Consider the following 13,774-nt stretch of genomic DNA (forward strand, 5'->3'; position numbering starts at 1 on the left):
AGTTTTAAAAGAAAGTAGCGAGCTGAGCCTAAAGCATCAGCACGCTACACTGGCTAGTTCTTGACTGCCCATGAAACAAAAATAAAATATTTTATTTGGAAATTAACACAGAATCTATCGGATCGAAATGACGACTTTTATTCAATATAATTAGTAATTGAATGCTAAAAACTAATATCATTTAATCGTTATTATAACTGTCCTGCCGCTTCGTGCAGATGTGTTAAGTCTTTTCCTCTGAATGTTGTTTCTGCATCAGGATGAAGATTTTCCGGGTCTAACAAAAACGTTGTCAAACCTAATTCCAAACCGAATTTAATTTCGGATTCTGCATCATCGCCGATTACCAGAATATCATCGGGATTTAAGTTATGTTTTTTAATCAGGGCTTCAAAAGCATTTTTTTTGTTTTCGTTAGATGTCGTAACGTCTACAATATATACTTCTTCAAAATCGTCGGCTATACCCAGCATTTTAACTTTGGTTGTCTGCTTCCTTAAAAAGCCCGCTGTAACAATAAACTTTCTTCCTTTAAGTGATTTTATGTAATGATAATCATCACCGGGTGTTAACGGTGATGTTACTTCCCCTGTAACCAGGTATTTTATTGCGTTATCAATGGCTTCCTGCTTAAATCCATACTTATTTGCAACTTTTTGAAAAGGTGTTCGCAGCATTTCCTTTTTTGATAATTGATACTGCTCATCAGAAACCCCTAAATCCTGCTTATCCAAAACATTATATAAACCCCTCATTAGTTGCTCTTCGTTGGGTTTGGTAAAATAAATGGTATTGTCTAAATCAATAAAAAAAATACTTTTCATTGTGGTTTGGTTTTTGTGTTCTAAAAAAAATAAAAACAGCAGGCGCTAATTTATGTTTAATATTTAAAAATTAAGATTATGACAAAGGAAACAAAAATTATAGTAGGTGTATTAGCCGGAGCGGCATTAGGCGCAACAATTGCATTGGCATTATCTTCTGATTCGTCGGATGATTTAAAAGGAAAAGTATCTGATTGGTTTTGCGACCTTTTAGATTCCTCAAAAGATAAACTGGCAGGTCTTGCTGATAAAGCATCGGGTGTTGCCGATAAGGTTAAAGATAAATTAGCCGATATAAAAGCGTAATAATTGGATATGCCGGATAATTCCGGCATTTTCAATTATAATTTCTAACCATCAAGAATGAGAATAACCTTTCATGGCGCTGCACGTACAGTTACGGGTAGCAAACATCTGATTACACTAAAAAACGAAACGCAGATATTATTAGATTGCGGCCTTTTTCAAGGCATGGGAGAGGTTACCGATAAGCTAAATGGTTACTTTGGTTTCGACCCTGGAAAAATTAAATATCTTGTGCTGTCTCACGCGCACATAGACCATTGCGGTCTTTTACCTCGCTTAGTTGGCGAAGGCTTTGAAGGAAAAATTTTTTGCACCTCTGCAACAATGGATTTGGCGAGAATTTTAATGATGGATTCTGCTAAAATACAAATGCAGGATGCAGAATTCAATAACCGCCATTTAAAGCCGGGACAAAAAAAAGAAGCGCCTCTTTATACTGAAGATGACGTTGTAAAAGCAGTTGGCAATATGAAGATTGTGGAATACAATCAAGATTTTGAAATTGAACCGGGTATTCGGTTAAAATTTACAGATGCAGGGCATATTTTAGGTAGTGCAGCAGTACATTTAAACATCACAGAAGATGGCAAACCAACGCGCATTACTTTTAGTGGCGATGTTGGGCGCTATGGAGATTTGTTATTGAAAAGTCCTCAGCAATTTGATCAGGCAGAATATATTTTAATGGAATCTACCTATGGCGATTCTTTACATAAAGATTTGGAGCCGATTGAAAATATGCTCTATGAAGTGATAAACAATACCTGCAATATTAAAAAAGGAAAAGTTATTATTCCTGCATTTAGTGTAGGCCGTACACAGGAACTTTTATACGCATTAAACGGGCTGGAATTAAAAGGGCGGTTACCGGATGTACGCTATTTCGTAGATAGCCCGTTATCATCAAAGGCGACAGAAATTCTGAAAAATCATCCTGAAGTTTATAACAATGGTGTAAAAGAAACTTTAAAAGTAGATCATGATATTTTTGGTTTTAAAGGATTACGCTTTATCGAAACGGTAGAAGAATCTAAAGCCTTAAATCAGGATCCGAGGCCGTGTGTTATTATTTCTGCATCCGGAATGGCCGAAGCCGGCAGGGTAAAACACCACATTAGAAATAACATCGGCAACGAAAAGAATACAATTTTAATGGTTGGTTATTGCGAGCCATCCTCTTTGGGCGGGCGCTTAATTGCCGGACAAAAGGTTGTTAATATTTTTCACGATGATTATGAAGTAAAAGCGGAGGTTCGTTCCATAAAGTCGATGAGCGCCCATGGTGACTATGAAGATTTACTGAAATTTTTGTCAGGGCAAGATCCGGCGAAAGTTAAGCAGTTATTCCTGGTACATGGCGAATATGAAGTACAACAAAATTTTGCGACCAGGTTAAAGGAACATGGTTTCAGACATGTAGCCATTCCTGAATATCATCAGGAGTTTGATTTAGGGTAAAAAGCCTCGCCCAACTCATCTACAAAGGAGAGGGCATTTTAAATGCTTTAACCTGATGGAAAATGGGCGATGGAAAATGGATGACGGAAAGCAGATACATCTTCCAATTTCCTATCTTTGCCCCTATGGATGTTTTTGGTGATGCGCTAACTGATTTCTATAAAACCGGGGTAGCAGATGTGGTTTTACTGCATAATTCTTACGACGACCCGGAAGAAATGCCAGTAGATTTTTTCTTTCGCGATGAGGAAGAAATGCCCGCTCTGGAGCTTCAAGCCCTGCATATGTGCGAAGGAAAGGTTCTGGATATTGGTGCCGGCGTTGGAAGTCATGCATTGGTTTTGCAAGCATTTAATGTCGATGTTACGGCAATTGATGTATCTGAAGCTGCGGTTAATATCATGAAAGACAGAGGTGTTAAAAAGGCATTGCTACAGGATATTTTTACTTTCCGGGAAAAATTTGATACCATCTTAATGTTGATGAACGGAATCGGATTAACCGGTACGTTACCAGGTTTTAAAAGTTTTCTTATCAACTTAAAAAATTTAATTAATCCCGGCGGACGGGTACTTTTCGATACATCGGATATCGCTTATTTATACAAAGACTTTCCAAAACCTCAGAATCAATATTATGGTGAGGTTTCTTATCAATACGAATACAAGGGAAAAAAAGGAAACTGGTTTAACTGGTTATACGTTGACCCGGAAACCATAAAAATAATGGCTAAAGAAACCGGCTGGAATAGTGAAATCATTTTTGACGATGAAGAAGACCAATACCTGGTGAAGTTAACTTTGGTTTGAGTGATATAAGGAAAAAGCTGTCTCATCAGTCTAACTTATCTCTGATTTTGTCACGTTGAGCTTGTCGAAAAGTGCGAAAAAGTAGTTTTTTAAATGCCCTTCGACAAGTTTAGATAACATTTCGTATTTATAATACAGCTTCATATTACGTCAAAATTGATATTTTTCTTCTACATGTAGAAATTATGCATGTGCGTATACATTCGGTATTTGACAACTATTTGTATTAAATCGATTACTTGGATTAGTTTTTGTTTAAATAGGTTTTAACTTATTAATTTAGCCGTTACAACAAAACAACGTGAAAAAAAATATACTCTTCCTTATGCTATTCTGCATTGCCGCATTTACGGCAAGCGCACAAAAACAATCTTATTTAGAAATGTTAGCTAATCAGCCTAAGTGGGTTGATTCGGTTTTCAAAAAATTAAGTCGCAGGGAAAAAATTGCCCAGATGTTTTTTGTTAGGGCACATACTAATTTAGGGCAAAAATATACGGATTCGGTTGGATTGGTCATTAAAAAGGAACAGCTTGGCGGTGTTATATTTTTTCAGGGCGGTCCAGTCAGGCAGGCAATTGCAACTAATGCTTATCAAAAAGTAAGTCGCGTGCCCTTAATCGTAGCAAACGATGGAGAATGGGGTTTGGGCATGCGTTTAGATAGTACAATCTCTTTCCCATACCAAATGACTTTAGGTGCCATCCAAAATAAGGATTTGATTTACAAAATGGGGCAGGAAGTGGCCAAAGATTTTAAGCGAATGGGGATGCAGATGAATCTGGCGCCGGATGCAGATATCAATAATAATGCTAAAAACCCGGTAATTAACTATCGCTCATTTGGGGAAAATAAATATAATGTAGCTTCAAAAACGGCTGCTTATATGAAAGGGATGCAAGATGGTGGTTTGTTAACCACGCTTAAACACTTTCCCGGACATGGCGATACGGATGTAGATTCTCATTACGACTTGCCTCAGCTTACCTTTAGCGCCGCCCGTTTAGATAGTTTGGAAATGTATCCCTTTAAAGAACTGATTAGGCAAGGTGCATCAGGCATTATGATTGCACACATGAATATCCCTGCTTTAGATAATACGCCAAATTTACCTTCTACCTTGTCAAAACCAATTGTAACCGGCATTTTGAAAGAAAAACTGGGCTTTAAAGGTTTGATTATATCTGATGCAATGGATATGAAAGGCGTTATAAAATATTTTAAAGATGGCCAGGCCGATTTAATGGGCATTATTGCAGGAAATGACATTTTAGAACTTTCGGAGAATAGCGACAGGGCGATACATTTGGTGCGTAGATCTGTTCGCCAAGGTAAAATTGAAATGAAAACTATTGATGAAAGTGTTCGGAAAATCCTTACCGCAAAATATTGGGCGGGATTAAATAAAAGGGATACAATTTTAACACAGGGTATTGTTGCTGGTGTTAATCGCAATTCGAGTAATGCTTTAGTTCAGGAATTAGCAAATGCATCAGTTACCCTTTTGAAAGGAAAAGATTACATTAAAAATTTAATTCCGATAAGAAGGACAGCGATTATCAGCGTTGGTGTTCCGTCGGTAACGAAGTTCCAGAAAGAAATTTCGAAAGGTTTTTACAATTCTGTTTATTATGTTTTGGATAAGGACGCATCCGCTATTCAAATTTCGAATATCGCACGTGAAATTGGCGCTTTCGATCAGGTTATTGTAGGTATTCACGATAGCCGTGCAAGACCTGGGAATAATATTCCGTTAAATGCAGGAGTTAAAAATTTTATTAAAGAGTTGGCAGGCAAAAATGCTGTTTTCGCATTATTTGCAAATCCATATAACCTGGCAGGATTACCTGGATTGGAAAATAGCAAGGGCTTGGTTATTGGTTATCAAAAAGAAGACTATATGCAGATTTCTGCTGCAGCAGTAATTAATAACAGATTGGTTCCAACAGGAAAGCTACCTGTAAGTATTTTGCCGAATTTTAAGTTTGGGGATGGATTATAAGGATAGCTTACCACAAAGACAAGAAGAATAGAAAGGAAATGTCAGGTAAATCTATCTAGCATTTTTTGTTTAAAAATTTGCTGCGGAAATACAAAATTCACGGAACAGTTTTACCAACCAAGTCTTGGGTCTTTTAGCTTGATAAAAACTTAAAACAATTCATGGGTCTGAACGATTATCTATTTATAAAAGATAAAGTTATGATAGACCCAAAAGACGAAGATTATTCGAACGACCCGAATGATGCTTTACGCAGAGAAGATGATACAGAAAATATCAATGAATTGGACGGCGATGATACGAACATAGAACATGACAAAGATTTGTTGGAACAAGCCGATCAAGCATCGAGACCATCTTATGAGTTAAATCTGGATGACCTAAAAGATGAGGAAAAAAATGTAGAGGATTAGAAAGAAAGCCGCAGATTTTAATAGCTAAAATTTGCGGCTTTTTTGCTTTTATCTTTTCAGCTTATTTCGCTTTCGGCTTATAGATTTCAGGGTTAACAGCAGTAACTGTCCAGCCTTTTAAGAATGAAATGATTTTTTTAACGTCATGCCCAACTTTCTTTTTGCCATTAGCGCCAATTTCATCGGTTTCTAAATAAGCAGAATTTTCGATGTGCAGCACTTTCCCCTTTCCATCTAAAACCACAAAAACAGGGTAACCAAAGCGGTTAGGGAAACCTAAATATTTCATGGCTTCATCATTATGGTGATCTTTATCCCAATTTACCAGAACATATTCATAATTGTCATCTATAGTCTGCTTTAAAACTGCAGTTGTATCAACCAGATTATGGAAAGCAATACACCATGAACACCAGTTTCCACCAACCTGAACCAAAACATGTTTGTTTGCTTTTGCCGCTTTTGCCGTCGCTGCTTTTAAATCTGCCATGGCATTTGCTTCCGGATTGTAGATGTGAACACCTTCGGTTTTAGCCTGACTGAATGCTGCCGTTGAAATAAAAACAGCAGCCAATAAGATTAATGCTTTTTTCATGATTTTTTAATGAATAAATCAAAAATAACAAAGTCTACTGAATCAATAGATTATTAGTGAATTATTTACAGAAGAAATGCATATTACAAGTTTATATTTGTAGGTTAATGGATTTTTTAGACATACATACGCATAAAACAGCGCAACAAAAAGGTGTAACAAGTATCCAAAGTTTGTCGTTATTCAGCGATATATTTCTTGCTATGCCTAAAACAAAACCCATTTCGATAGGCCTGCATCCCTGGTATGCAACTTCAGACAAACTGGAAATACAACTCAGATATCTGGTCGTTTTAGCGAAACAACCAAATGTCAAATTGATTGGAGAATGTGGGTTAGATAAATTAAAAGGCGAAAATTTAGAAAATCAGACTGTCATTTTAGAACATCAAATTGCCCTCGCTGAAGCATTAAATAAACCATTAATTTTGCATTGTGTTAAAGCCTTTTCGGCATTAATTGAAGTTAAAGAACGCCTGAAAGTCAAAGTACCGATGATAATTCATGGTTTTAATAAAAATGAGGAATTGGGTAAACAGTTAATGGCTAAGGGATTTCTGCTTTCATTTGGAGCGGCGGTTTTAAAGGCAGATTCTGGCGCAGTAAAGTTGCTTCAGGAAAGTGAAATCTTTTTTCTGGAAACGGATGATTCCAAAACTTCGATTGAAGAAATTTATCAGGCTGCAGCCAGTTTAAAAAAATGTTCGGTTGATGAGTTGAAAGCACTTATTTTTGCGAACTGGAAAAAGTTGAATTTACTATAAATAAATTGCCACAGAAACACAGAATTTACGGAAAGAAAACTTATTCTGTGTTAATCCGTGCTTCCGTGGCAAAACCTAAGCAATATGGCTGATATTACATGGCTTTCACGCTCTGCCCTATTAGTGGGCAATGATGGAATTGATAAATTGCAATCGAAACACGTTTTGGTTATTGGTTTGGGCGGTGTAGGTTCTTTTGCTGCTGAATTTATATGCCGCTCGGGTATTGGCGAAATGACTATTGTAGATGGTGATGTTGTTGATCCAACCAACCGTAACAGACAATTGCCGGCATTGGCAACAAATCATGGGGTGAGCAAAGCCGGAATTATGCAAGAGCGTTTATTGGCAATAAATCCTGAATTGAAACTCCATGTTGTAAATTCTTTTCTTACACCTGAAAAGTGCCGTGAAATTTTAGAATCGAAATTCGATTATATCATGGATTGCATCGACAGTGTAATGCCAAAAATCACTTTGCTTTCTACTGCATTAGAGCGGAATATCCCGATTGTAAGTTCGATGGGCGCAGGGGGTAAAATGGACCCGACGAAACTCAGAATTACGCTGCTTCCAAATACTTACCAATGTGTTCTTGCAAGCTATGTACGAAAACGGCTGAATAAACTGGTAAATGCCGATAAAATCAAAGCTGTTTTTTCTACTGAAGAGATGGATAAAAAATCTATGATTATGACGGATGGAAGTAACTTCAAACGCTCGGCTTATGGGACGGTTTCTTATCTGCCCGCTGCTTTTGGTGGTGCTTGTGCATCGGTGGTGATTAGAGATTTGTTAGGCTTACCAATTGAAATGGCAGAAAGGCCAGCGAGGATTAGTCATAAAACATTGGCGAGGAAGAAATTAAAGAATAAGAAGGATTAAATCAAAAATGTATATTTGTGTATGGTACATCCGAGTTTGCAAAAACATATGCCCCAAATTATCACCTTGTTAAAGAAGCATGAGGTAACAAGTGCATTTTTATTTGGCTCTGCAGTTTCTGATAGGTTTAATGAAGGGAGCGATGTAGATTTTTTAATAAATTTAAAAGAAGATTTGGAGCCTTTGGATGCAGGCGAACATTTATGGGATTTGCAAGATGAGCTCAGAGATTTATTAAACCGTGAAGTTGATTTACTTACAGAACGGTCTTTAAAAAACCCATATTTCATTCAAGAATTATCAGAAACCAAAGTTGCTATTTATGGATAATTCTATAAAGAAATTTTTGTTGGATATTTTGATTGCTATCGAGACGATTGAAGCATATATTGGTGATCAAAAAATTTACAATGATTATCAGGTAAATAACTTATTGAAAGATGCCGTGGAACGAAATTTAATTACTATTGGTGAGGCTGTAAATAATTTATTAAAAGTCGAGGCATCTATACAAATTGGCAATGCCCGTAAAATAGTTGACACCCGAAACAGACTTACTCATGGCTACGATGATATCGATGATTCGCAGATTTGGGCAATCATCATTAATCATCTACCCAAATTAAAACTGGATATTACAGATTTACTAAAAAAGTAAAACACCAGTAATTTTTAGCGGAATGCCAGTAGGGCGGGGTACTAAAAAAATAACAACCTAATTCACCCCTCAGCAGGGAATCATAATATGCCTCAACCCCTAAAAATTCTTCAAGCTTCAGCCGGTTCCGGTAAAACCTTTAGTTTAACGGCGCATTACCTTACATTGCTTTTTAGCGGTGAAAACAAATACCGTGAAATATTAGCGGTAACGTTTACCAATAAGGCTACTGAAGAGATGAAATCGAGGATTTTGGAGGTTCTGGTTGGCCTGGCACAGGGAAATCCATCGAAGAAAATTGATGATTACCGCAAACTGATTTTGATTGCCTACCCTGAGCTTAATGCGGAAAGCCTAAAGCTAAAAGCCGATAAAATCTATCGTAAAATTCTGCACGACTACAGCCGCTTTTCGGTGAGTACCATTGATGGCTTCGTACAAAAAGTAATCCGGGGCTTTGCTTTTGAGTTAGGCTTAAACGCCGATTATAATTTAGAAATGAATTATGATAAGGTAAAAAATGATTTGGTAAACAAACTCGATGAGGCCTTAAATGATAACAAACAACTTTTGCAGTGGATTATCGATTTGGCCATCGAACGCATCAGCGATAACAAAAGCTGGAATTATAAAATCGAACTTTATAACCTCATCGGGGAAATTTTCTCAGAACGCTTTCAGATTTTTGAATCCGCCGTTGAGGAACTAGGTCTTGAAAACATTGACGAACTTTTCAAGAAATACATCATCTTAACCAAAGATGAAATCAATAATTTTGAAGGTGAAATCATTCAGCTGGCAACCGATGCGCATGAGGTTCTTGAAGTTTTAGGGGTAGAAAACGACCAGCTAAAAGGTAAATCCCGAAGTCCGCTTACCAAATTGATTTTAATTGCCCGCGGCGATTTCTCTAAAATAGAAGCTATTTTCAACCTCATTGATGAGCCTGATGAATGGTTTCAAAAAAATGCAGGCAGAACTGAAGCATACGATGCGGTGAACCCTATTTTGCAAAAGATAAAAATGCATTATTTAACGCATTTGCCAAACTATCAACTTGCGATTGCTTTCAATAAAAACCTTTATTATTTGCGGCTGATGCAGGAAATTGCTGTATTGCTTAAAGAATATCGGGCAGAAAATGATAATCTTTTAATCAGCGATGCACAAAAATTGATTTCCGGAATTACCGAAGATGCAGGCGACAATCCGTCTTTTATCTGGGAGAAAGTTGGCAATAGATACCGCAATTTCCTGTTTGATGAATTTCAGGATACTTCGACCAGTCAGTGGAGAAGCTTTAAATCACTGCTAACGAATGCCATTGCGACGCCGAGTCTGGATTTAACCGACCATTTAATTGTTGGGGATACCAAACAATCTATTTATCGCTGGCGAAATGGCGACTGGAACATCTTGCATAAGCATGCCAAATTGGATGTTGGCGCACACAACGTTGTTGAAGAAAGTTTGGAAGAAAATTATCGAAGTGCGGAGAACATTATTACGTTTAACAATTTCCTTTACCATTCAATTCCTTTAACCTTGCAGAACGAGTTAAACCAAAACTTAGAAAGCAAGCCTGATAGCATTTCGGCCTGGTGGAATACACAAAATTATAACTCCATTATAAGGGATATCTATGCCGGTTCTACACAAAATTTTGCCACAAATACACTTAAAGGCGGTACTATAAAAATTAAAAAATTTGGTAAAGACCATGCGCCGGATGAGGCCCGTTTTACGGAAACGGTTTTTCGCGATATTGCTTTAAGTGATATTGTTGATGAGATTTTTTATTTAAAAAATGAGCAGAATTACGCTTTAAAAGATATTGCGATTTTGGTTCGGTCAAATAGCGAGGCATTGCTAACTGTACAGAAATTAATGGAGCAAGAACTGCCTGTTCTTTCCGGAGATGCCTTGATGATTTCAAACAACTCCGTCGTTAAACTCATCATCAATACCTTAAAAATATTGATTGGTTTAGATTCGCAGACAGCACTATACAAAGCAAACTGCATTGCGCTATACCACTCATTACATAATAAAGAGGCAAATGCGAACCATTATCTTAACCTCAACAACGTTTCCTTAAGCACGTTAAGCAATGTTTTACCAAGATCGCTTTGTGAAAACTGGCAGTCGTGGCTGCAGCTTCCATTGCCAGAATTGGTAGAAATTTTAATTGAGGCTTATAACCTGAAAAACTTAATTCAACATTTGCCTTACCTTTTAGCATTCAGAGATTTAACCGCTAATGCAGGAAAGCTGGGTGAAAAAGGTATAATTTCATTTTTAACCTGGTGGGATGAAGACGGCGTTAAAAAGTCGCTTCCATCGCCTGAAGGTGCAGATGCGATACAAATCATTACAATTCATAAATCTAAAGGACTGGCGTTTAGAGCTGTTTTTGTTCCGTTCTGTAACTGGGAAGTGAAAGGCAAAACAAATTCAACTTTCTGGGTCTCCTCAGAAGATACTGTTTATAAGGAACTTCGCGGCATTCCGTTGAAATACAGCAAGGACTTAGCCGATTCTTCCATTGCGAAAGCATATTACGAAGAATTGCTTTACAATAACATGGATGCATTGAATATGCTGTATGTGGCTACAACACGCTCAAAGGATTATCTTTATATTTCAACAATGGGCAAGGCAGAACCGAAAGGGAATAAAGAAATTAATTTGTCCAATATGGGCGATGTAATTAACCTCACTTTCGATGCGCAATTTGATGAAAATGGTGTTTATGAAATTGTAGATTATGTACCGAATGAAATTAAAACCGAGTATTCAAATTTCATTAATTTACAAAGTTACCCAACCAGCAGCCGCTTGTCTGAACTCTACATACCATCGGCAGAAAAGCATTTAAAGCACTTGGTTAACATTGAAAAATCGGGGAGAAAAGGTTCCTTGCTTCACGATATCCTGGCGAGCGCCAGCAGTGAAAAAGGCGTGGATGATTACACCGAAAATCTGGTTTTACAAGGCATTATTAAAGAAGAAGAAAGGCAAAAATTGATTGATTCGGCCTTAGAGGTATTAAATCATCCTGAACTGAAAGAAATTTTAAATAAGGCAACAGAAAGCATCACCGAGAAAAACATCATTGATGCAAGTGGTAAACTTCATCGGCCTGATAGAGTTTTAATTAATGAAGATGAAGTGATTATTCTGGATTATAAATTTACTTTGGAAGAAAGCGACATGCACATTCAACAGGTAAATAAATACAGGAATTTGCTTTTGGAAATGGGTTATAAGAATATTAAGACCTATCTTTTCTATGCGGTTAAAGGGAAATTGAAATTGGTTTGACATCTATGTTGAATTATATAACTTGTCTTAACCTACATAAATCTTATCTTTGGAATAAAAGATAATTTCATTAAGTTATATGAGTAAACATTGGATAAACAGGGCGTTCAGTTTATTGGATCATACTTTAGGGAATGTTCCATTAGAGCTAAATGATTTAGATTGGAAAGAAAGTTTATCTGCAAATACAAACAAACTTGCTCAACATATATCTGCCCTTTCAAATTATCCAGGCGGTGGCTTCATTGTTTTTGGCATCAATGATAAAACAGCTGAAGTGGTGGGTATCTTACATCAACAAGCAAATCTAATCGTTGAGCGTTTAAGTTCTATTGGTAGAGATAGTTTAGAACCTAATGTTAGTTTAGATCATAGTATAGAAGTATTTAAAGAAAAAGAAATATTAATAGTATTTATTAAAGAAAGTGCTGTTAAACCTGTGTATTTAAAGAGCAAAACGATAGAAGATACTTTTGTGAGAACAGGTGGTTGTACACAAAAAGCTTCTAGGCAGGAGGTGGGTGGTTTACTTTTAAATAGTAAAACCCCAAATTATGAAGAATTGCATTCTACAAAGTTATTAACCGAAATGCAAGTTTTGTCTTTATTAGATTATAGGGAATTGTTCAATTTGCTTAGCAAACCTATTCCGGCAACTTCATCAGAAATCATTTATCTGCTAAAAGATGAGGGAATAATAATTGAAGAAAATAACGGATATTATATAACAAACTTAGGTGCGCTAACCTGTGCTGTAAATCTTAATGATTTTGATGGTCTATCTAGAAAATCTATTAGAGTTATAAAATATAAGGGACTTAATAAAGTGGAAACGGAGAGAGAATATCCAGGATCTAAAGGATATGCAATAGGTTTTGAAGGGCTTATCAATTTCGTAAAACAAATGCTACCGTCTAGTGAAATTATTAAATCAGCATTTAGAAGTGAACAAACCATTTTTCCTGAAATTGCCTTAAGAGAATTATTTGCAAATGCACTTATACATCAAGATTTTAATATTAGGGGAACAGGTCCTGTTATTGAAATATTTGATGATAGAATATCTATAACTAACCCTGGAAGACTTCTCCCATCTAAAAAGCTTGACAGGATTATTGGGACAACACCTTTAAGTAGAAATGAAAAATTGGCATCTTCGTTTAGAAGATTGAAAATCTGTGAAGAAAGAGGCTCTGGCTTTACAAAAACTATTGCAGGTATAGAATTATACGGACTACCACCTTTAAAAATTGAAGAGCTGGAGACTGCTTTTAGAGCTACTTTATATATCCCAAAACCATTTGCTAAATTATCAGAAGTTGAAAGAATAGAAGCTTGTTATCAGCATGCTATTATTCAATACCTCAGCAGCGGTAGTATGAATAATACTTCGCTTAGAGAAAGATTTAAGATGAGCGAGCGTCAAAGGTCACAAGTCTCTTTAGTAATAAAAAATACTTTAGAAGCTGGTAAAATTAGACTTAAAGATCCTGATAATAACTCTACAAAATTTGTAGAATACATTCCTTATTGGGGATAGTTCTGCTTCATTACAAAAACAACAAAAAACATAACTATTTGATATTCAAGCTGTTTTTGCTTCGTTAGAAAAACGACATATTAATAATATAAAATAAATCTTGCTTCGCTATAGAAACAGAATTTAAGTTAACTTGTTGATAATCATGGTGTTTTTGCTTCGTTATAAAAACGACATGATATAAATTGATAACAAT

General features: G+C 36.3%; 13 protein-coding genes. 11 read left to right on the plus strand and 2 right to left on the minus strand.

The annotated features are described in order from the left end of the window. Positions 1 to 191: 191 nt before the first annotated feature. Complete coding sequence (locus tag O0931_RS18255) at positions 192 to 824, minus strand: HAD family hydrolase (protein ID WP_269416924.1); 633 nt, start codon at positions 822 to 824, stop codon at positions 192 to 194. Between the two features lie 78 nt (positions 825 to 902). Here O0931_RS18255 and O0931_RS18260 point away from each other — a divergent pair, with 78 nt between their 5' ends. The 5 genes from O0931_RS18260 to O0931_RS18280 all read left to right on the plus strand — a co-directional run bounded on the left by O0931_RS18260 (position 903) and on the right by O0931_RS18280 (position 5,812). Then, positions 903 to 1,130, plus strand: coding sequence for a YtxH domain-containing protein (locus tag O0931_RS18260; RefSeq protein ID WP_269416925.1), 228 nt, complete (start codon positions 903 to 905; stop codon positions 1,128 to 1,130). 57 nt (positions 1,131 to 1,187) lie between these two features. Next, positions 1,188 to 2,588 (plus strand): MBL fold metallo-hydrolase RNA specificity domain-containing protein, encoded by a 1,401-nt coding sequence (locus tag O0931_RS18265; protein ID WP_269416926.1) that lies wholly within the window; start codon positions 1,188 to 1,190, stop codon positions 2,586 to 2,588. 62 nt (positions 2,589 to 2,650) lie between these two features. Continuing rightward, on the plus strand, positions 2,651 to 3,397 hold the full coding sequence (locus O0931_RS18270) for a methyltransferase domain-containing protein (protein ID WP_331283636.1): 747 nt from the start codon (positions 2,651 to 2,653) through the stop codon (positions 3,395 to 3,397). A 325-nt stretch (positions 3,398 to 3,722) separates the two neighbouring features. Further along, positions 3,723 to 5,399 carry a glycoside hydrolase family 3 protein gene (locus O0931_RS18275; protein ID WP_428982700.1) on the plus strand — a complete coding sequence of 559 codons (1,677 nt, stop codon included), beginning with the start codon at positions 3,723 to 3,725 and terminating at the stop codon, positions 5,397 to 5,399. 200 nt (positions 5,400 to 5,599) lie between these two features. Continuing rightward, a complete protein-coding gene (locus O0931_RS18280) occupies positions 5,600 to 5,812 on the plus strand; it encodes a hypothetical protein (RefSeq protein WP_269416928.1) in 213 nt (70 codons plus the stop codon). A gap of 61 nt (positions 5,813 to 5,873) precedes the next feature. Here O0931_RS18280 and O0931_RS18285 read toward each other — a convergent pair whose 3' ends face one another. After that, complete coding sequence (locus tag O0931_RS18285) at positions 5,874 to 6,407, minus strand: thioredoxin family protein (protein ID WP_269416929.1); 534 nt, start codon at positions 6,405 to 6,407, stop codon at positions 5,874 to 5,876. Positions 6,408 to 6,514: 107 nt separating this feature from the next. Between O0931_RS18285 and O0931_RS18290 the strand changes: the two genes are divergently transcribed. From O0931_RS18290 to O0931_RS18315, 6 genes are all read left to right on the plus strand, one after another. Next, a complete protein-coding gene (locus O0931_RS18290) occupies positions 6,515 to 7,171 on the plus strand; it encodes a TatD family hydrolase (protein ID WP_269416930.1) in 657 nt (218 codons plus the stop codon). A gap of 84 nt (positions 7,172 to 7,255) precedes the next feature. Beyond that, positions 7,256 to 8,056: a tRNA threonylcarbamoyladenosine dehydratase gene (locus O0931_RS18295; protein ID WP_269416931.1), complete on the plus strand. Its 801-nt coding sequence runs from the start codon at positions 7,256 to 7,258 to the stop codon at positions 8,054 to 8,056. A 66-nt stretch (positions 8,057 to 8,122) separates the two neighbouring features. Then, positions 8,123 to 8,386, plus strand: a complete 264-nt coding sequence (locus tag O0931_RS18300; protein WP_269416932.1) for a nucleotidyltransferase family protein — start codon at positions 8,123 to 8,125, stop codon at positions 8,384 to 8,386. Then, positions 8,379 to 8,714: a HepT-like ribonuclease domain-containing protein gene (locus O0931_RS18305; RefSeq protein ID WP_269416933.1), complete on the plus strand. Its 336-nt coding sequence runs from the start codon at positions 8,379 to 8,381 to the stop codon at positions 8,712 to 8,714. The genes O0931_RS18300 and O0931_RS18305 overlap by 8 nt, the downstream gene beginning before the upstream one ends. Positions 8,715 to 8,801: 87 nt before the next feature. Next, entirely contained in the window at positions 8,802 to 12,038 is a 3,237-nt protein-coding gene (locus O0931_RS18310; RefSeq protein ID WP_269416934.1) for a UvrD-helicase domain-containing protein, read from the plus strand. Positions 12,039 to 12,153: 115 nt separating this feature from the next. Next, entirely contained in the window at positions 12,154 to 13,578 is a 1,425-nt protein-coding gene (locus tag O0931_RS18315; protein WP_269416935.1) for an ATP-binding protein, read from the plus strand. The last annotated feature ends 196 nt before the right edge of the window (positions 13,579 to 13,774 follow it).

It is taken from the genome of Pedobacter rhodius, from assembly GCF_027213645.1.
Lineage (GTDB): Bacteria > Bacteroidota > Bacteroidia > Sphingobacteriales > Sphingobacteriaceae > Pedobacter > Pedobacter rhodius.